Annotated in this window: 17 protein-coding genes; all 17 read left to right on the forward strand. The window is 62.4% G+C overall.

The annotated features are described in order from the left end of the window. The first annotated feature begins 2 nt into the window (after positions 1-2). Positions 3-833 (forward strand): biotin--[acetyl-CoA-carboxylase] ligase, encoded by an 831-nt coding sequence (locus tag HPT29_RS12735; protein ID WP_173950493.1) that lies wholly within the window; start codon positions 3-5, stop codon positions 831-833. Beyond that, positions 833-2506 carry a ribonuclease J gene (locus HPT29_RS12740; RefSeq protein ID WP_173950494.1) on the forward strand — a complete coding sequence of 558 codons (1674 nt, stop codon included), beginning with the start codon at positions 833-835 and terminating at the stop codon, positions 2504-2506. The genes HPT29_RS12735 and HPT29_RS12740 overlap by 1 nt, the downstream gene beginning before the upstream one ends. Positions 2507-2526: 20 nt before the next feature. After that, a complete protein-coding gene (mce, locus tag HPT29_RS12745; protein WP_173950495.1) occupies positions 2527-2931 on the forward strand; it encodes a methylmalonyl-CoA epimerase in 405 nt (134 codons plus the stop codon). A 7-nt stretch (positions 2932-2938) separates the two neighbouring features. After that, positions 2939-3277 carry a DUF1467 family protein gene (locus HPT29_RS12750; RefSeq protein ID WP_173950496.1) on the forward strand — a complete coding sequence of 113 codons (339 nt, stop codon included), beginning with the start codon at positions 2939-2941 and terminating at the stop codon, positions 3275-3277. Between the two features lie 392 nt (positions 3278-3669). Continuing rightward, positions 3670-4998, forward strand: a complete 1329-nt coding sequence (gene proS, locus HPT29_RS12755) for a proline--tRNA ligase (protein WP_173950497.1) — start codon at positions 3670-3672, stop codon at positions 4996-4998. Between the two features lie 6 nt (positions 4999-5004). Beyond that, positions 5005-6294: a lipoprotein-releasing ABC transporter permease subunit gene (locus HPT29_RS12760; protein ID WP_173950498.1), complete on the forward strand. Its 1290-nt coding sequence runs from the start codon at positions 5005-5007 to the stop codon at positions 6292-6294. A 2-nt stretch (positions 6295-6296) separates the two neighbouring features. Further along, complete coding sequence (locus HPT29_RS12765; protein WP_173950499.1) at positions 6297-6992, forward strand: ABC transporter ATP-binding protein; 696 nt, start codon at positions 6297-6299, stop codon at positions 6990-6992. 391 nt (positions 6993-7383) lie between these two features. Continuing rightward, positions 7384-10857, forward strand: a complete 3474-nt coding sequence (gene dnaE, locus HPT29_RS12770; protein ID WP_173950500.1) for a DNA polymerase III subunit alpha — start codon at positions 7384-7386, stop codon at positions 10855-10857. Positions 10858-10886: 29 nt separating this feature from the next. Continuing rightward, positions 10887-11372: a GNAT family N-acetyltransferase gene (locus tag HPT29_RS12775; RefSeq protein WP_173950501.1), complete on the forward strand. Its 486-nt coding sequence runs from the start codon at positions 10887-10889 to the stop codon at positions 11370-11372. Positions 11373-11541: 169 nt separating this feature from the next. Next, positions 11542-12564 (forward strand): 30S ribosomal protein S2, encoded by a 1023-nt coding sequence (locus tag HPT29_RS12780; protein ID WP_173950502.1) that lies wholly within the window; start codon positions 11542-11544, stop codon positions 12562-12564. Positions 12565-12669: 105 nt separating this feature from the next. Continuing rightward, the gene (tsf, locus tag HPT29_RS12785) at positions 12670-13599 is read left to right on the forward strand and encodes a translation elongation factor Ts (RefSeq protein WP_173950503.1); all 930 of its coding nucleotides are present in this window, start codon (positions 12670-12672) and stop codon (positions 13597-13599) included. A 71-nt stretch (positions 13600-13670) separates the two neighbouring features. Continuing rightward, positions 13671-14384, forward strand: a complete 714-nt coding sequence (gene pyrH / locus HPT29_RS12790; protein WP_371823202.1) for a UMP kinase — start codon at positions 13671-13673, stop codon at positions 14382-14384. Between the two features lie 71 nt (positions 14385-14455). After that, a complete protein-coding gene (gene frr, locus HPT29_RS12795; protein ID WP_173950504.1) occupies positions 14456-15016 on the forward strand; it encodes a ribosome recycling factor in 561 nt (186 codons plus the stop codon). A gap of 87 nt (positions 15017-15103) precedes the next feature. Then, positions 15104-15811, forward strand: a complete 708-nt coding sequence (locus tag HPT29_RS12800; RefSeq protein WP_247654573.1) for an isoprenyl transferase — start codon at positions 15104-15106, stop codon at positions 15809-15811. Positions 15812-15813: 2 nt separating this feature from the next. Further along, positions 15814-16671 carry a phosphatidate cytidylyltransferase gene (locus tag HPT29_RS12805; protein ID WP_173950506.1) on the forward strand — a complete coding sequence of 286 codons (858 nt, stop codon included), beginning with the start codon at positions 15814-15816 and terminating at the stop codon, positions 16669-16671. Between the two features lie 6 nt (positions 16672-16677). Continuing rightward, positions 16678-17859, forward strand: coding sequence for a 1-deoxy-D-xylulose-5-phosphate reductoisomerase (gene dxr, locus HPT29_RS12810; RefSeq protein WP_173950507.1), 1182 nt, complete (start codon positions 16678-16680; stop codon positions 17857-17859). Between the two features lie 20 nt (positions 17860-17879). After that, positions 17880-19043 carry an RIP metalloprotease RseP gene (gene rseP, locus HPT29_RS12815; protein WP_173950508.1) on the forward strand — a complete coding sequence of 388 codons (1164 nt, stop codon included), beginning with the start codon at positions 17880-17882 and terminating at the stop codon, positions 19041-19043. Positions 19044-19149: the final 106 nt, after the last annotated feature.

Here is a 19149-nt window from a genome sequence, read left to right on the forward strand (position 1 = left end):
TCGTGCGTCTGTCGCCCGAGACCGAGGCCGCCGGGTATCGGCTTCTGTCGCTCGAGGCGACGAACTCGACGAACGACGATTCTCTGCAGGCTGCTCGCGCGGGCGACAGGGGAAAGCTCTGGATCACGGCCCGCGAGCAGTTGGCGGGGAGGGGACGGCATGGCCGCCAATGGTCCTCGCCTCCAGGCAACCTCTATGCTAGCCTGCTCCTGATCGATCCGTGCGATATGCGATCGGCTCCGCAACTCGGCTTCGTTGCAGGGTTGGCGCTCCATGAGGCCGTCGAGGCGGTCTCGGGAATCAGCGCACCGCGCCTTTCCCTGAAATGGCCGAATGACCTCCTGCTCGACGGCGCGAAGGTTTCAGGCCTTCTGCTCGAAGGGCATCGCCTGCAGCCTAACGGGCCACTGGCCATCGTGATCGGGTTCGGGGTCAATGTCGCGTTCGCCCCGAGCGGAACACCTTACCCGGCAACTGCCTTGCGGTCCGTTCGACCGCGCCTCGCGAAGGAGGAGGTATTCACCGTCCTGTCCTCGGCCTTCGCCCGAACTTTCTCGGCGTGGCGAACTTCCACTCGTGGAAACGTCTCCGATCCATTCGGAGCAATCCGGCAGCTCTGGATGGAGCGTGCTGCAGGGCTCGGCCAGCAGGTGACGCTTCGCCTTCCTTCAGGCGAAAAAGCCGGTGTCTTCGAGGGGCTTGACCCTTCCGGACGCCTTCAGCTGAAAAGCACTGCCGGAATGGAACTGATCGACGCAGGCGACCTTTATTTTCCCAATTTGCTGCACGATATAGCCAAGCCTGGCGTTGGCTCGAAAAGGTCTGGAACTTGATGGCTTCCCACCAGGATGAATTGGTCTTTCTCCCACTTGGAGGACTTGGCGAAATCGGCATGAACGCTGCCCTCTACGGCTTCGGTCCGGAGGACGATAGACAGTGGATCCTCGTCGATTGCGGCATGGGTTTTGGCGGCGAGGAGAACCTCCCCGGGATCGATGTCGTCTATCCCGACCTCCGATTCATCGAAGAGGAGCGGCACAACCTTCTCGGTATCTTCATCACGCATGCGCACGAGGACCACATCGGCGCGCTGGTCGAGATGTGGCCGCGCCTCCGCGCGCCGGTTTATGCGACAAGGTTCGCCATCGGCCTCCTGGAGACACGGCGTCTGTCCGAAGCCGATGCGCCGAAGGTCGACCTGAACGAGATCGTCCCCGGGCAACGCCTGAAGCTTGGTGCCTTCGAGATCGAGTACGTGCCGGTCGCTCATTCGATTCCGGAATCCAACGCCCTTGCGATCCGCACACCGCACGGACTGGTGGTGCATACAGGCGACTGGAAGCTCGACAACACGCCATACCTCGGCAGCCTGACCTCGGAGGAAGCTTTCCGTGCCTTGGGCGACGAAGGGGTATTGGCGCTCGTCTGCGATTCCACCAATGTGGTCCGCGACGGCACGAGTCCGAGCGAGTCCGACGTCTCCAGGAACTTGGCCCAGTTGATCAAGGATGCGCCGCACCGTGTCGCGGTCACGACCTTCGCGTCCAACGTCGCCCGCATTCGCTCGGTTGCCGAGGCAGCCCGCGAGTGTGGTCGTGAGGTGGTCGTTGTCGGTCGTGCCATGGATCGTGTGGTCGAGGTCGCCAAGGAATGTGGTTTCCTGGATGACCTGCCGGAGTTCCGTTCGGCGGAAAACTTCGGCTACATGCCGCGTGACAAGATCGTGGCCGTCCTGACGGGGTCGCAGGGTGAGCCCCGGGCCGCTCTTGCCCGGATCGCCCAGGACGAGCACCCGGACATCGCGCTTTCCGCAGGAGATCGGGTGATCTTCTCCTCCCGGGCCATTCCCGGGAACGAGAAAGCTGTCGGCTCTATCATCAATAGTCTGATCGAGCAGGGCATCGAGGTGATCACCGACCGGACGGAACTGGTCCACGTGTCCGGACATCCCCGGCGCGGCGAGCTGGCGCAGATGTACCAGTGGACCCGTCCGCGGATCGCCATTCCGGCCCATGGCGAGCCCTTGCACCTGAGCGAACACGCGAAGTTCGCAAGGGCTCAAGGCGTTCAGGAAGTCGTCCGGGCTAAGAACGGGGCGCTGGTACGCCTTTCGCCCGGCCCTGCTGAGATTGTCGACAATGTCCCCGCGGGGCGTCTCTACCGCGACGGCAATATCGTCATCGGGGCCGGCGAGCGGGCGTTGCCGGAGCGCCGCAAGCTTGCCTTTGCGGGCATCGTCACCGTGGCGATCGCCATCGACGACCGGGGCGATCTTGTTGGAGATCCGGTGATCGACGCCATGGGCATCCCCGACAAGAACAGGCAGGGTCGTGACCTGACCGACATCATCGCGGACACCGTGGCCGACCTGCTGGATGGCCTCTCCAAAGCCAAGCGGCGAGATCCCGAGGCCGTCGAGAATGCCGTCCACCGGGCGGTCCGCGCGGCCGTGAACCAGGAATGGGGCAAGAAGCCCGCCTGCCATGTGCTCGTCATCGAGGCTTAGGACCTGAAGGGGGAACGCCTATGATCGGACGCCTCAATCACGTTGCCATAGCCGTGCCTGACATCGCGGCCGCTTCAGATCTCTACCGGAAGACCCTGGGGTCCGATGTCTCGGCGCCGGAGGCTCTGGAGGAGCACGGCGTCACGGTCGTTTTCATCACGCTGCCCAACACTAAGATCGAGCTTCTGGAACCGCTGGGAGAGGAATCGCCTATCGCCAAGTTCCTGGAGAAGAACCCGGACGGCGGGGTGCACCATATCTGCTATGAAGTCGATGACATCATTGCGGCGCGCGACCGGCTTCTTGCTTCCGGCGCGAGGGTGCTCGGCTCCGGAGAGCCAAAGATTGGAGCCCACGGGAAGCCGGTTCTCTTCCTTCATCCCAAGGATTTCAACGGCACGCTCGTCGAACTCGAGCAAGCCTGAGGACAAGGTGTTGATAAACTTCGTAAAAACCTTGGCGGGATCACTCTGGTCCACGATCGCGGTCGTCATGGTCGTGTCCGGTCTGGCCGTCACGGTAGTTGTCCAAGCCTTCGGCCTGCGGATCAGCGGGGGCTTGGCGCTCTACTTCGTGATCTGGTGGATCCTGCTTTTTGCCGTTCTACCCTTCGGCGTCCGCAGCCAAGTCGAAAGCGGGGATGTGGTTCAGGGAAGCGAGCCCGGAGCCCCAGCCCTTCCGGCCCTTCGGGAAAAGGCTATCTGGACCACATTTCTCGCGTCCGTCGTCCTGATCGTTGTTGCTGCGGTTTTTCCTCTGGCCGGTCTGTAGAACCAAGAAGAAGAGGAGCCACAAAAAAGAAAAGCAAGGCTTTCGCCTTGCCTGAACTGCCTTTTGGCAATTTTTGATCCCTGGCTTTCTCAGACCAGCGCCTCAGGGCACTTGGGGATCTTGTTCCTCCCGAAACTCGGACCGTAGCCTCTGACCTTGGAAGGTCTAAGACGTTAGCGTTTCGTTTATAGTCACCTTGCCCGACCATGTCACCTTTTATGGGCACCTCCTGATGCATTTTTCGGCATTTCTTGTATTGATCTTTGGTCTAATCCATCTCGCCGCAGGCCTGATCGGACGATGACAGCTTGTCTTTTCCCCGGGGGCTGTGTTGTGTGCTGGAAGCGAGTCGCTACCTTTCTCCTATATTGATCGAGACCCAAAGGCGTCCCATGCGTTTGAGCCGCTACTTCCTCCCCATCCTCCGCGAGACGCCGAAAGAGGCGGAGATCGTCTCCCATCGCTTGATGCTGCGCGCCGGAATGATCCGGCAGGAATCTGCCGGAATTTATGCCTGGCTGCCGCTCGGCCTGAAGGTTCTGAACAAGGTCAACGCGATCGTCCGTGAGGAGCAGAACCGCTCAGGCGCTCTCGAGCTTCTCATGCCGACGATCCAGTCCGCCGATCTGTGGCGGGAATCCGGGCGCTACGACGCCTACGGCAAGGAGATGCTACGCATCCAGGACCGGCATGAGCGCGACATGCTGTTCGGGCCGACCAATGAGGAGATGGTTACCGAGATCTTCCGGGGCTATGTGCGCTCCTACAAGGATCTGCCGCTGAACCTCTATCACATTCAGTGGAAGTTCCGGGACGAGGTCCGGCCCCGCTTCGGTGTCATGCGCTCGCGCGAATTCCTGATGAAGGACGCTTATTCCTTCGATCTCGATCAGGCTGGCGCCGTTCATTCCTATAACAAGATGTTCGTGGCTTATCTTCGCACCTTCGCCCGCATGGGACTGAAGGCGATCCCGATGCGGGCCGATACGGGTCCCATCGGGGGGAATCTCAGCCACGAGTTCATCATCCTGGCCTCGACCGGCGAGAGCGAGGTCTTCTGTCACGCGGATTATCTGAACTTCGACGTTCCGGCGGCCGATACGGATTTTGACGATATCCCGGGTCTCCAGAGCACCGTCGACAAGTGGACTTCGCTCTACGCCGCTACGTCCGAGATGCACGAGGCCTCGGCATTCGAGGCGGTTCCGGATGAAAAGAAGATGTCCGCCCGCGGCATCGAGGTCGGTCACATCTTCTACTTCGGCACCAAGTATTCCGAGCCCATGGGCGCGAAGGTGATGGGCCCCGATGGGCAGGAGAGGCCGGTCCATATGGGCTCCTACGGCATCGGACCGAGCCGCCTGATCGCCGCCATCATCGAGGCGAGCCATGATGAGAACGGAATCATCTGGCCGGAAGCCGTCGCTCCCTTCGACGTGGCGATCCTGAACCTGAAGGTCGGCGACACAGCGACGGACGCTGCCTCCGAGCGCCTCTATCGCGAACTGGAAACGGCAGGGCGGGACGTGCTCTATGACGATCGGGACGAGCGTCCTGGCGGAAAATTCGCCACGGCCGATCTCATCGGGATCCCGTGGCAGATTTTGGTGGGGCCGAAAGGTCTTGCCGAAGGCAAGGTGGAATTGAAGCATCGCGCAACGGGACAGCGCGAACATCTTGCGGTTGAAGACGTAATCGCTCGCCTCACGGTTCGCCAATAAGCTGTCATGGCCAAGGAAAGAAAAGCCAGCACAGGGCCGGCCGGAACCAAACCCTTCTCGCTCTTCGAGTGGATGCTCGCCGGGCGCTATCTGCGCACGCGGCGGCGTGAGGGTTTCGTGTCGGTCATTGCCGGCTTCTCCTTCCTGGGCATCATGCTCGGTGTTGCGACGCTGATCGTGGTGCTGTCGGTCATGAACGGTTTCCGTAAGGAGCTTCTCGACAAGATCGTCGGCATCAACGGCCATATCTTCGTGGCGCCGCTGGAAAGTCCGCTCACCGATTACCCGGAGGTTGCAGCGCGGATCGCCGCGGTACCGGGCGTCAAGCGGGCCATTCCTCTCGTCGAGGGGCAGGCGTTCGGCTCCTCTCAGTACAACGGCAGCGGCGTTCTCGTGCGCGGCATCCGGGCTGACGATCTGCGCAAGATCGACCACATCGCGGGCAATCTGCGCCAGGGCACGCTGGAGAACTTCGAGGAAGGCGAGGGGGTTGCGATCGGCCGTCGCCTTGCCGATGCGCTGTCGCTTCAGGCCGGTGACACCTTCACGCTCATCACGCCGCGCGGAGCATCGACACCGTTCGGCACCGCGCCCCGGGTGAAAGGCTATCCGGTCAAGGCGATCTTCGAAATCGGCATGTCGGAGTTCGACTCGACGTTCGTGTTCATGCCGCTGACCGAAGCTCAGAACTACTTCAACCGCAACAACGACGTGCAGCTCATCGAGGTCTATCTCGACAATGCCGATCGGGTGGACGAGGCCCGTGCGGCGATCGACGAAGCGGCGGGGCGACCGATTCTGATGACCGATTGGCGTCAGCGCAACCGAACTTTCTTCGGCGCACTGGAGGTCGAGCGGAACGTGATGTTCCTGATCCTGACACTGATCGTGCTCGTGGCGGCGCTCAACATCATCTCCGGGTTGATCATGCTCGTGAAGGACAAGTCGGAGGACATCGCGATCCTTCGCACCATGGGGGCGACCCGTGGGGCCGTCATGCGGGTCTTCCTGATCACGGGCGCGTCGATCGGCATCGTCGGCACGATTGCCGGGTTCGGTCTCGGATTGCTGCTTGCGCTCAATGTCGAAACCATTCGGGACGTCATCTCCCGGCTGACGAATACCAATCTTTTCCCTGCGGAACTGTACTTCTTGAGCCGCTTGCCGGCCGAGGTGAATCCGACCGAGGTGGCAACCATCCTCATCATGGCGATGGTTCTGTCGCTTCTGGCGACTCTCTATCCATCCTGGCGGGCCGCGAAGCTCGATCCCGTCGAAGCGTTGCGTTACGGTTGAGTATGTCGGCAGCCCAGTCCCAACCCGCCCTCTATCTCTCCAAGGTCGAGCGCCGCTATCCGCAGGGAGACAGCTTCCTCGAGGTACTGCGCCGCGCCGATCTTGCAATCTGGCCGGGCGAGATCGTGGCCCTCATCGCGCCCTCAGGAACGGGGAAGTCGACCCTCCTTCACCTGGCTGGCCTGCTCGAAAAGCCGGATGGCGGCGAGGTTTTCGTGGGTTCGAAGCCGACAGCCTCCATGAACGACCAGGAGCGCACGCGCGTCCGGCGGGAGGAGCTCGGCTTCGTCTACCAGTTCCACCATCTCCTGCCGGAGTTCTCGGCCCTTGAGAACGTGGTGATTCCACAACTCATCCGCGGCCTACCGAGAGCGGAAGCCCAGGACCGCGGAGCCCAGCTGCTGACGTTCCTGGGTCTCGGCAAACGTCTCGATCACCGTCCCGGGGAGCTGTCCGGCGGTGAGCAGCAGCGCGTTGCGATCGCGCGGGCGGTGGCCAACGCTCCCCGGCTGCTTCTCGCCGACGAGCCGACCGGCAATCTCGATCCCAATACGGCCGATCGGGTGTTCCAGACCCTGGTGGCGATCGTCCGAGCGTCCAAGCTCGCGGCCCTGATCGCCACGCACAACATGGAACTCGCGGCTCGGATGGACCGGCGCGTGACGATCCGCGACGGTCTGATCGTTCAGCTGCCGTAAGAGATCACTCTTCCACGTGAGATCGGCTGTGACGACACGGTCGGCGGCAAATGATGCCTGCTGTCGCCTTTAATGTTTTGTTGACTCCGTCCCATGCCTGAGCTTCGCACGGGCTTTACACAGAACATCCAATGAACAAAAATGAACATATTGGGAACACGGAGATCAAACCATGCTTCGCTTCATCCTCGAGACCACCGCCGAAATCGCTTCCCTGGCCATGTTCGGGTCTGCCGTGGCAATCTGGGCTCTGGTCCTTTCTCCCATCGCTTGATACCGGGATCCACAAGAACCCACCGGGATTCACAGGAACATAGTCCTCGAAACCGGTGATTGGACTCCGTTAACATAGAATCGTGCAACTATGCGTGCCATTCGATGAGTAGAGTTTATGGCGCGCATTCTTCACGATATCGGTTTCGTCCATCTGCATGTCCATTCCTCATACTCCCTGCTCGAGGGGGCGCTGAAGGTCGCGCAACTCGCTAAACTCGCCGCCGCCGACAAGCAGCCGGCGCTCGCGCTCACCGACACCAACAATCTCTTCGGGGCCCTCGAGTTCTCCGAGAAGCTCGCAGGCTCCGGGATCCAGCCGATCGCAGGCGTACAGCTCTCCGTCTGCTTCGAGGAGCCGGATCCCGTCGCCCGCGTGGTGCCGCAGCCATCCAACATTGTGCTGCTTGCGCAGACGGAGGAGGGATATCGCAACCTCATGCGTCTCGTGAGCCACGCCTATTTCGGCGTGCCGCTGGGTGAGGACCCGCGGGTGATGGCGCCCGCGCTCTCGGCGCATAGCGAGGGATTGATCGCCCTGACGGGCGGATTCTCGGGCCCGCTCGATTGCGCGCTGCGCAACGGGGGCCGCCAAGACTTCGCGCAGGCGCGTCTCGACATGCTGAAAGGCGCATTCGGTCATCAGCTGTATGTCGAGATCCAGCGTCATGGGCTGGACGACGAGCGTGTAATCGAGAACGAGCTGCTGGCGTTGGCGGACCGGAATGGCCTGCCCATCGTCGCGGCGAACGAGCCCTTCTTCTCGTCCGCGAAGGACTACGAGGCGCACGATGCGCTGCTCGCCATTGCGGAAGGGCAGATCGTCTCGAACCCCAATCGGCGCCGCCTCTCCCCAGAGCATCACTTCAAGACCCGCCAGCAGATGATGGAGCTGTTCGCGGATCTGCCGGATGCGCTCCAGGCGAGCGTCGAGATCGCCATGCGATGCGCCACGCGGGTGCGGACACGCAAGCCCATCCTGCCGAATTTCGGCACCGGCCCAGACGCCGCCGCCCTCGACGAAGGCGAGGAACTCAAGCGACAGGCCGAGGAGGGACTCGAGAAGCGCCTCGCGGCGCATGGACCTGCGCCGGGTCTGACCGAGCAGGATTACCGGGACCGGCTTGCCTACGAGATCGGCATCATCCGGAACATGAAGTTCCCGGGGTACTTCCTGATCGTGTCCGACTTCATCAAATGGGCGAAGGATCATAACATTCCCGTCGGACCGGGCCGTGGTTCGGGTGCAGGCTCCCTCGTGGCCTACGCGCTCACCATCACCGATCTCGATCCCCTGCGGTTTGCGCTGCTGTTCGAGCGCTTCCTCAACCCGGAGCGCGTCTCGATGCCGGACTTCGACATCGATTTCTGCGTGGAAGGGCGCGAGCGCGTCATCGAATATGTGCAGCAGCGCTACGGTGAGGAGCAGGTCGCGCAGATCATCACGTTCGGTACGCTGCTCGCCCGCGGCGTGATGCGCGACGTCGGCCGCGTGCTTGAAATGCCCTATGGTCAGGTGGACAAGCTCACGAAGCTGGTGCCGCAGAACCCGGCCAATCCGGTCACTCTCGCGCAAGCGATCGAGGGCGAGCCGAAGCTTCAGGCCGCCATCGACGAGGAGCCCGTCGTCAAGCGCATGCTCGACATCGCGCAAAAACTCGAAGGCCTCCACCGTCACGCCTCGACCCATGCCGCCGGCGTGGTGATCGGCGACCGTCCGCTGCAGGAATTGGTTCCACTGTACCGAGACCCGAAGACCGGCATGCGGGTGACCCAGTTCAACATGAAATGGGTCGAGCAAGCAGGCCTCGTGAAGTTCGATTTCCTCGGGCTCAAGACCCTCACCGTGCTGCGCACCGCTGTCGATCTCATTCGACGAAAGGGAGTCGAAGTCGACCTCTCGGCCCTGCCGCTGGATGACCGCAAGACCTACGAGATGCTTCAGCGCGGTGAGACGGTCGGGGTGTTCCAGGTGGAATCGGCGGGCATGCGCAAGGCCCTCGTCGAGATGGAGACCGACCGCTTCGAGGACATCATCGCCCTCGTGGCGCTCTATCGCCCGGGCCCGATGGCGAACATCCCGGTCTACTGCGCGCGCAAACTCGGCAAGGACGAGCACAACAAAAGGGACTGGTATCCGCACGACAAGCTGGAGCCGATCCTGCATGAGACCTTCGGCATCATCGTCTATCAGGAGCAGGTGATGGAGGTGGCGAAAGTCCTCTCCGGTTACTCGCTCGGCGACGCCGATCTTCTGCGCCGCGCCATGGGTAAGAAGATCAAGGCGGAAATGGACGCGCAGCGCGAGCGCTTCGTGTCCGGCGCGAAGGAGGGTGGGCTCGACAAGGCCAAGGCCAACGAGATCTTCGACCTGCTCGCCAAGTTCGCGGATTACGGCTTCAACAAGAGCCACGCCGCCGCCTATGCTCTCGTGGCGTTCCAGACGGCCTATCTCAAAGCCAATTATGCGGTCGAGTTCCTGGCCGCGTCCATGACGCTCGATCTCGACAATACCGACAAGCTGGCTGAATTCCGCCGCGAAGCCCAGCGCCTCGGATTCAAGGTCATTCCGCCGTCGATCAATCGTTCGGGCGTCGTCTTCGACGTGACTTATGACGAGCAGGGCAGGGGCCAGATTCTGTATGCTCTTGCTGCCGTCAAAGGCGTCGGACGCCAAGCCATCGAGAGCGTCGTCGAGGCGCGAGGGAACAAGCCGTTCAAGGACCTGGCCGACTTCGCCCGGCGCATCAACCCGCGCATGATCAACAAGCGCACGCTCGAGAACCTGATCGCAGCCGGCGCCTTCGACGAACTGGAGCCCGACCGGGCGAAGGCCTGCGCATCGATCGATGCCATGATGAGCCTCGCCCAGCAATCCCACGAGGCGGCCAACGGCGGCATGATGGACATGTTCGGCGGCGTTGCGTCGGCGGATGTGCAGTTGCGTATCGGACCCTACGAGCCGTGGCCCGCCGCCGAGAGGCTGCAGCGGGAATACGACGCCGTCGGATTCTTTCTCTCAGGCCATCCTCTCGACGAGTACGGCGACCTCCTCAAGAAGCTGCGTGTGCAGACCTGGGTCGAGTTCTGCCGCTCGGTCAAGGCAGGCAACTCCGTGGGCCGGGTCGCGGCCACCGTTCTCGACAGGCAGGAGCGCCGCACAAAGACCGGCAACAAAATGGGCATCCTCGTGCTGTCGGATCAGACCGGGCAATTCGAAGCCATCATCTTTTCCGAAGGCCTGCAACGTCTCCGCGACGTGCTTGAACCGGGCTCCGCCGTGGTTCTGATGCTTCAGGCCGGCCTCGAAGGCGAAGAGGTGAGGGCGCGGATCGGCATGGCCGAGCCGTTGGATGAAGCCGTTGCCAAACACCAGAAGAGCATGCGCATCTTCCTGCGCGACGAACGTCCTATTCCGAGCGTCTTCGAGCGGCTCAAGGTTCGGGGCGAAGGGGAGGTTTCCCTCGTGCTCATCCTCGATGATGGAGATCGGGAGGTCGAGGTCAAGCTCCCCGGCAAGTACATGGCCAGCCCCCAGGTCGCTGGGGCGCTCAGGGCGGTCCCGGGCGTGGTGGACGTGCACATGAACTGATCCGGTCGCGGGGGCACCCCAGGAAGGGAATGAGCCGCCGGCTCATCGATCAACCCATGGACGAGAAGCTTTCCGCTGTTAACATTACGGTCGAGCCCGACCCGGACGCATTCGCCGGCGAGATCGAGGAGCGCCTCCTGTCTTCTCTGAGGCAGAACCAACCGGCCAGCGATTACGCACCTTTCGGGATTCTGGCTCATGGCCGAGACGGCACGATCGTCGGCGGACTGGTCGGCGGGACCTCCTATGGATGGCTCGTGATCAAGGTCCTCTGGGTGGCGGAAGATCTGCGCAGCCACGGCCTCGGCACCCGAATCATGACCCTCGCCGAGGAGACCGTCGCTCGGCAGGGCTGCCACGGAGCCTGGCTGGACACCTCCAGCCGAAGGGCGAAGAGCTTCTACGAGAAGCTCGGCTATGAACTCTTCGCAACCTTGGATAATCAGGACGGGGAGCGGCCCCGGGGCCATGCCCGCTTCTTCCTGCGCCGGCGTTTTCCAGCCGTCCCCGCCTGACGAGACCCGTTCCACCGGGCCATCATCCTTTGGCTTGCATTTCCGAGCCTTTACCCCTATATGCGCGCCTATCCCACACGCGGAATCCACCTCATAAGCCCATGAGGTATCCCGGTGGCCGGTTCGAACCGGTCCACTGTTCCGCGGAGGCTTAACCGGAGAATACACTATGGCGCTTCCCGATTTCTCGATGCGCAGCCTGCTTGAGGCTGGCGCTCACTTTGGCCACCAGGCTCACCGTTGGAACCCGAAGATGGGTCAGTACATCTTCGGCACTCGTAACAACATCCACATCATCGACCTCGCTCAGACGGTCCCGATGCTGCACCGGGCCCTTCAGGCCGTCAGCGACACGGTTGCCAAGGGCGGCCGGGTGCTCTTCGTCGGCACTAAGCGTCAGGCTTCCGATGCGGTTGCCGATGCGGCCAAGCGTTCGGCCCAGTATTATGTCAACTCCCGCTGGCTCGGCGGCATGCTGACGAACTGGAAGACGATTTCCGGCTCGATCCAGCGCCTGCGCAAGGTCGACGAGATCCTCGCCGGCGGTGGCCAGGGTCTCACGAAGAAAGAGCGCCTTATGCTCGCTCGCGAGAAGGAGAAGCTCGAGCGTGCTCTCGGCGGCATCAAGGACATGGGCGGCACGCCGGACCTGATCTTCGTCATCGACACCAACAAGGAGCAGCTGGCGATCCAGGAGGCGAAGCGCCTCGGCATCCCGGTGGCTGCCATCGTCGACACGAACTGCGATCCGGACGGCATCACCTTCCCGGTTCCGGCCAATGACGACGCCGGTCGCGCGATCTCGCTCTACTGCGATCTGGTCGCCCGCGCGGCTCTCGACGGAATCTCCCGTGGCGCCGGCGCCATGGGCATCGATATCGGCGAGTCCGAGAACCCGATGGCCGAGGAGCTCCCGGCGAACGACACGTCTGTCGCCGCCTACGAGGGCGAGCAGTTCGAACGCCTCGCGGCTCCCCGCGGCGCACCCGACGATCTGACCAAGCTGAACGGCGTTGGTCCGCAGCTCGAGAAGAAGCTCAACGAGGCCGGCATCTTCCACTATTGGCAGCTGGCCGCCATGCAGTCGGGCGATGTCGCCCAGCTCGACAAGGACCTGAAGCTGAACGGCCGCCTGGAGCGTGACGGCTGGATCAACCAGGCCCGCTCGATGATCGAAGCCGCTGCTGCGTAAGCCTTACGGCGCCGCAACATGCAGCGCCGCTTGAACGATTGACCGAGCCCGGCGTTCCACGAGCGCCGGGCTCCCTCTATGCATGAACCTTTGAAAGGAATAGCCATGGCGAACATTACCGCTGCGATGGTGAAGGAGCTGCGCGACACGACCAGCGCCGGCATGATGGACTGCAAGGCCGCGCTTGCCGAAACGAACGGCGACATGGAGGCCGCGATCGATTGGCTCCGCAAGAAGGGTCTCTCGAAGGCTGCCAAGAAGGCCGGCCGCGTTGCGGCCGAGGGCCTCGTGGCTGTCGAATCCTCCGGTCACACTGCGACGATCCTCGAGGTCAATTCCGAGACCGACTTCGTCGCCCGCAACGACCAGTTCCAGGCCTTCGTTCGCGAAGCTGCCAAGATCGGGCTCATGGGCAACGGCACCATCGAGTCTCTCGAGGCCGCTCACTTCCCCGGCTCGCAGACGACGGTAAAGGATCGGCTGCAGGAGCTCATCGCCACCATCGGCGAGAACATGACCCTGCGCCGGATCGCCAAGCTCGAGGTCTCGACGGGCGTGATCGCGTCCTATGTCCATAACGCGGTGACCGAAGGCCTCGGCAAGATTGGCGTTCTCGTGGCGCTCGAATCCGAAGGCGACGTGACTGTCCTCGGAACCCTCGGCCGTCAGATCGCCATGCACGTGGCCGCCACCAGCCCGGTGGCGCTGGATGCCTCCGGCGTCGACCAGACGACGATCGAGCGCGAGAGCGCCATCCTGCGCGACAAGAACGCCGGCAAGCCGGACCACGTCATGCAGAAGATCATCGAGAGCGGCCTGAAGAGCTACTTCAAGGAGGTCACCCTTCTGGAGCAGCCTTTTGTTCACGATCCCTCGAAGACCGTGACCCAGGTCCTCAAGGAGGCCGAGTCGAAGGCCGGCAAGCCGGTGACCCTCAAGGCGTTCGTCCGCTATGCCCTCGGCGAGGGCATCGAGAAGGAAGAGGCCCCTGACTTCGCGGCTGAAGTGGCCGCCCAGGCCGGCCTTAAGTCCTAAATCGAACCTGAGTAAAACGGCGGCTCTTCAGCCGCCGTTTTCATGAGAGGCTCGAAAAGAAAGGTCTGACGATGGCAACGTTCCGGCGCATCCTTGTGAAGCTTTCCGGTGAGGCCCTGATGGCACCCGATGGCTACTGGCTCGATTCTCAGATCCTGTCCTCCCTGGCAGAGGATCTGGCCCAGGCCACCCGCGCCGGCTTCGAGATCGCCGTCGTCATCGGCGGCGGCAATATCATCCGCGGCGCCCGCATGAGTGCCGCCGGCTGGATCGACCGGCCCACGGCCGACTCCATGGGCATGCTCGGCACCGTCATGAACTCCCTTGCCATCGAAACGGCCCTGAACGCGGCCGGCGTTCCGGCCAGGACCATGTCGGCAGTATCCATGCCGACGATCTGCGAAACCTACGCCCGTCAGCCGGCGCTGCACCACCTCGACAAGGGGCAGGTGGTGGTTCTGGCTGGCGGCACCGGCAACCCCTTCTTCACCACCGACACCGCTGCCGTCCTGCGTGCCGCCGAGCTTCGTTGCGACGCGGTTCTGAAGGCGACCCAGGTTGATGGCGTCTACTCGGCGGATCCGAAAAAGCACCCCGATGCGGTCCGATTCGACCGCCTGACCCACGACGAGGCCATCGCCAAGGACTTGAAGGTCATGGACACGGCGGCCTTCGCCCTGGCGCGCGAGAGCAGGCTTTCGATCATCGTGGGCTCTGTACACGCCCCGAGTTCGGTGACAGCGCTTCTTCAGGGGAAAGTGCCGTCCACCGTGGTCGCCCCTTGATGCAAGGGCCTTGATGCTGGACCCTGGGAAGCGTAAGCCCGTTTAAATAGTTCGCGTAAGGACAAAATCTGATGGCCACGACCTTTGATCTCGCCGATGTGAAGCGCCGCATGCAGGGCGCCATCAACGCTTTCAAGAACGACCTGGCTAGCCTGCGCACCGGGCGCGCCTCGCCGAACCTCCTCGATCCCATCCAGATCGACGCCTACGGCTCCCTGATGCCGATCACCCAGGTTGCCACCGTCAACGTGCCTGAGCCGCGCCTGCTGAGCGTTCAGGTCTGGGACCGCGGCATGGTGGCGGCCGTCGAGAAGGCGATCCGGGAATCGGATCTCGGGCTCAATCCGCAGACGGAAGGGCAGGTGATCCGCCTTCGCATTCCCGAGATGAACGAGCAGCGCCGCAAAGAGATGGTCAAGGTGGCCCACAAATACGCCGAGGAGGCCCGTGTCGCTGTTCGACACGTCCGGCGCGATGGCCTCGACCTGCTCAAGAAGCTTGAGAAGGACAGCGCGATCAGCGAGGATGACGGCAAGCGTCATGCTGACCAGGTTCAGAAGGCAACCGACCAGTTCGTGGCCGAGATCGACAGCCTTCTCGTGACCAAGGAAAAGGAAATCATGCACGTCTGACAGACAGGCGCGCATTGGGACGGAAATATGAGCGGCGAAGCCAAAAAGTCGGCCCCGAGCTTTGCCTGCAAGCAAGCAGGCGAGGGGATGCCGACCCATGTTGCCATCATCATGGATGGAAACGGCCGGTGGGCCGCTCAGAGAGGGCTGCCCCGGTTCGAAGGGCATCGCAAGGGGATCGACGCGATCCGCCGGGCGGTCAGAACCGCGACGGATCTCGGCATCCGCTACCTCACCGTCTACAGCTTCTCGGCGGAGAATTGGCGCAGACCTGCCGATGAGGTCTCGTATCTCATGGGGCTGCTCAAGCGCTTCGTACGCCACGACCTCGCCGAGTTGCATGCCAACAACATCCGCGTTCGCATCATCGGCGAGCGCGAAGGTCTGCCGTCCGATATCCGCATGCTCCTCGACGAAGCGGAGCAACTCACCCGCTCGAATTCGGGCCTGACCCTCGTCATTGCCTTCAATTACGGCGGCCGCCAGGAGATCGTGAGTGCCATACGGGCTCTCGCCGTCAAGGTGAAGGAGGGAGCACTCGACCCGGCTGACATCGATATGGATGCGGTCGGAGCGACCCTCGACACCCATGGCATTCCCGACCCGGATCTCGTCATTCGGACTTCGGGGGAGCAGCGGGTGTCGAATTTTCTCACCTGGCAGACCGCTTATTCCGAGTTCGTCTTCCTGCCCTGCTTCTGGCCGGACTTCGACGAGACGGCGTTCCAGAGCGCGATCGACGAGTACTACAGGCGCGATCGCCGTTTCGGCGGTTTGAGCGCGCGGGCAGGCTGACGATGGTCGCAGACCAGGGCTCGTCCTTGCCGACCCGTCCAAAGTCCACCTCGTCCAGGGAACTGACGACGCGGGTACTATCCGCCATCGTCATGATTGCAGCCGCCCTGCTGACGGCCTACTGGGGCGGTTGGCCCTTCGCCCTATTCTGGCTCGCAGCCGGTACTGCCGTGATGGTGGAATGGACCCGGATGACGGGCGCCGAGCCACGCCCCCTGGTGCAGAGTATCCTTGCGGTCGGGCTTGCCGTTCTGACCGTCCTTTTCCTGACGGAGGCACGCTTCGGCCTGTTCCTGTTGGCAGGGCTCGTCTTCCTTGTGACGGGCACCTTTGCAACCGGGGGAGGCGCCAACAGGATCTGGTCGGCGTCGGGCTTCCTTTATGCGTCCTTGATCGTTCTTGTCCCGCCGATCGTGCGCGACCATGTCGAACTCGGAATTCTAGGCCTGCTGTGGATGTTCGCCGTCGTATGGGCAACCGACATCGCGGCCTATTTCACCGGCCGAACCTTCGGGGGCCCGAAGCTCTGTCCGCCCATCAGTCCGAAGAAGACATGGTCCGGCTTTGTCGGAGGCGTCGTCGCTGCGGCCCTGTGCGGCGTATTGGTCGCCTGGACCGGCGAGGCCTACGGCCACAGCCTGCCACTAGGCCTTCCGGCGATCGCCATTTTGTCCGTGGTCGCATCGGTCGCAAGCCAGATCGGAGATCTCGGCGAGTCGGCTCTGAAGCGCCATTGCAACGTCAAGGACTCGAGCCATCTCATCCCAGGGCACGGCGGTGTCATGGATCGCCTTGATGGCTTTTGGGCCGTCTGCCTAATCGTCGGGGCGATCCTGCTGACGATTCATTTCACTCCCTAGGCGCCAATGACCCGCTCCATCACGATTCTCGGTGCGACCGGCTCGATTGGCCGCTCGACGTCCGGCGTCATCCAGGCTCACCGGGAGGAGTTTCGTGTCGAAGCTGTTGTCGGGGGACGCAATGCCACCGCTTTGGCGAAGATCGCCCAGGACCTCGGAGCAAAATTCGCCGCCCTGGCCGACGAGGGGGCCGGAGAGGCGTTGAGTCTGGCTCTATCGGGAAGCGGAATCAGGGGAGGCGCTGGGCACGCCGCCGTTCTGGAGGCCGTGGATCGCGATGCCGACATCGTGCTGGCCGCCATCAGCGGAACAGCCGGCCTGGCCCCCACTCATGCCGCGCTGAAGCCTGGCCGGCGGATTGCCCTCGCCAACAAGGAAAGCCTCGTCTGCGCCGGCGGTGTCTTCATGGCCGACGCCCGCCGCCTCGGGGTCCAGGTCATGCCAGTGGATTCCGAGCATAACGCACTGGATCATGCCCTTGCAGCGGGCTCGGACCGGGATGTGGAAAAGGCCGTGATAACCGCCTCGGGAGGCCCCTTCCGCACTTGGACCAAAGAGCGGATTGCAAGAGCCGATGCACGGGAGGCTTCCGCTCATCCCGTCTGGTCAATGGGCTCGAAGATCAACATCGATTCCTCGACCTTGATGAACAAAGGGCTTGAACTGATCGAGGCTCATCACCTGTTCGACCTCGAGCCCGAGCGGTTGGACGTGCTGGTACACCCGGAAGCCATCGTGCACGGTCTCGTCCAGTGGAGCGACGGTGCCGTAACGGCAGGCCTCGCCTTGCCGGACATGAAGGTTCCGATCGCCAATGCGCTTCGGAATCAGAACCGCCTGAAGATGGACTTGCCTCGTCTCGATCTTGCCGCGATTGGTCGATTAAGCTTCGAGCAGCCTGACGAAGGGCGCTTTCCATGCCTATCTCTGGCGAAGGCTGCACTCAGGACCGGAGGGGCCATGCCCACGATCCTGAATGCAGCCAATGAGATCGCGGTCGAGGCCTTTATCGCGGATGCAATCGGATTTTACGATATTTCAGAGCTTGTTGAGAGAGTTTGCTCAACTTTCTTCGGAAGAAATATCGCGGCGCCGTCGACAGTGGCGGATGCATTGAGGATCGACCAGGAAGCGCGCCAGGCGGCACGGCAGCTTCTGCCGACCCTGACCGGAACGGCGCGGCTCTAAGGAGCCCGAAGGGGATAATGATGGACTTTCTTTCAACGATCGGCGGTGCGACAGGCTCTCTGTTCCTGACGCTGGTCTCCTTTCTCGTGGTTCTCACGGTGGTCGTGTTCATCCACGAGTTCGGCCATTTCTGGGTGGGGCGGCTCTGCGGCGTCGGAGTGACGGCCTTTTCGATCGGCTTCGGCCGTGAGTTGATCGGCTGGACCGATAAAAAGGGGACCCGCTGGAAGATCTCGGCGATTCCCCTCGGAGGCTACGTCAAGTTCGTTGGCGACCTCAACGCGGCCAGCGTTCCCGACCAGGATCAGCTCGACCGGATGCCCCTGGAGCAGCGGGCCATCAGTTTTCCCCACCAAAGTGTGGCCAAGCGCGCGGCGATCGTCGCGGCTGGTCCCATCGCGAATTTCATCCTGGCCATCGCCATCTTCGCGGGCTTCAACTACTTCAACGGCCGTCAGGTGCTGGAGCCGAGAATCGAGGCGGTCCAGCCGGGAAGCGCGGCCGAAAAGGCAGGCTTCCAGCCCAAGGACCTGATCCTGACGGTTGACGGTCGACAGATTCAGACCTTCGCCGACATGCAGCTCATCGTCAGCTCCAGTGCAGGGGAGCCCCTCGAATTCACGATCGATCGAAACGGGCAGACGGTCGCTTTGACGGCCACTCCGAACTTCGTCGAGAGAACCAGCCCCTTCGGAAAGCAGCGTATCGGGCTCCTGGGAGTCGAAGCTTCCAGGGATCCGTCGGCGATCAAGCGCCTCACTTATTCCCCTTGGGGCGCCGTCAAGGCCGCGGTGGTGGAGACCTGGAACCTCGTCGAGCGGACCCTGAACTTCATCCGCCGCCTAGTGATGGGCTGGGAATCGGCCGACCAGCTCTCCGGGCCCATTGGGATCGCTCGGGCGTCGGGCACGGCCTTCGATGTTGGCGGCGTCTATAGTCTCGTCAGCCTGATCGGCTTCATGTCTGTTTCGATCGGACTCATTAACCTTTTTCCCATTCCGCTGCTGGATGGCGGCCATCTTCTGTTCTATGCCATTGAGGCGGCGCGGGGCCGTCCCCTTAGCGAGAAAGCCCAGGAAATCGGGTTCAGGATAGGGTTTGCCCTGGTGGCGATGCTCATGCTGTTCGCCACTTGGAATGATCTTGTTCACCTTGGCAGCAGTTTTCTGGGCCAGGGATCGTGACAAGGACGCCACGCTCTTCAAAAATTGGTACTCTGTTGTGGATGTGCCGTTTGCAATAGCGGCGAAAGTTTGTACAAGCGGTCCACACGGATAAGGTTGGGGGCAC

This window comes from Microvirga terrae (genome assembly GCF_013307435.2).
In the GTDB taxonomy this organism is placed as follows: domain Bacteria; phylum Pseudomonadota; class Alphaproteobacteria; order Rhizobiales; family Beijerinckiaceae; genus Microvirga; species Microvirga terrae.

Excerpts from the sequence above, each read along its gene's own strand:
- HPT29_RS12805 (WP_173950506.1), top strand. The coding sequence starts at position 15,814 with ATGGTCGCAGACCAGGGCTCGTCCTTGCCGACCCGTCCAAAGTCCACC.
- HPT29_RS12775 (WP_173950501.1), top strand. The coding sequence starts at position 10,887 with ATGAGCCGCCGGCTCATCGATCAACCCATGGACGAGAAGCTTTCCGCT.
- HPT29_RS12765 (WP_173950499.1), top strand. The coding sequence starts at position 6,297 with ATGTCGGCAGCCCAGTCCCAACCCGCCCTCTATCTCTCCAAGGTCGAG.
- mce (WP_173950495.1), top strand. The coding sequence starts at position 2,527 with ATGATCGGACGCCTCAATCACGTTGCCATAGCCGTGCCTGACATCGCG.
- HPT29_RS12760 (WP_173950498.1), top strand. The coding sequence starts at position 5,005 with ATGGCCAAGGAAAGAAAAGCCAGCACAGGGCCGGCCGGAACCAAACCC.
- dnaE (WP_173950500.1), top strand. The coding sequence starts at position 7,384 with ATGGCGCGCATTCTTCACGATATCGGTTTCGTCCATCTGCATGTCCAT.
- dxr (WP_173950507.1), top strand. The coding sequence starts at position 16,678 with ATGACCCGCTCCATCACGATTCTCGGTGCGACCGGCTCGATTGGCCGC.
- tsf (WP_173950503.1), top strand. The coding sequence starts at position 12,670 with ATGGCGAACATTACCGCTGCGATGGTGAAGGAGCTGCGCGACACGACC.
- pyrH (WP_371823202.1), top strand. The coding sequence starts at position 13,671 with ATGGCAACGTTCCGGCGCATCCTTGTGAAGCTTTCCGGTGAGGCCCTG.
- HPT29_RS12740 (WP_173950494.1), top strand. The coding sequence starts at position 833 with ATGGCTTCCCACCAGGATGAATTGGTCTTTCTCCCACTTGGAGGACTT.
- HPT29_RS12800 (WP_247654573.1), top strand. The coding sequence starts at position 15,104 with ATGCCGACCCATGTTGCCATCATCATGGATGGAAACGGCCGGTGGGCC.
- frr (WP_173950504.1), top strand. The coding sequence starts at position 14,456 with ATGGCCACGACCTTTGATCTCGCCGATGTGAAGCGCCGCATGCAGGGC.
- proS (WP_173950497.1), top strand. The coding sequence starts at position 3,670 with ATGCGTTTGAGCCGCTACTTCCTCCCCATCCTCCGCGAGACGCCGAAA.
- HPT29_RS12780 (WP_173950502.1), top strand. The coding sequence starts at position 11,542 with ATGGCGCTTCCCGATTTCTCGATGCGCAGCCTGCTTGAGGCTGGCGCT.
- rseP (WP_173950508.1), top strand. The coding sequence starts at position 17,880 with ATGGACTTTCTTTCAACGATCGGCGGTGCGACAGGCTCTCTGTTCCTG.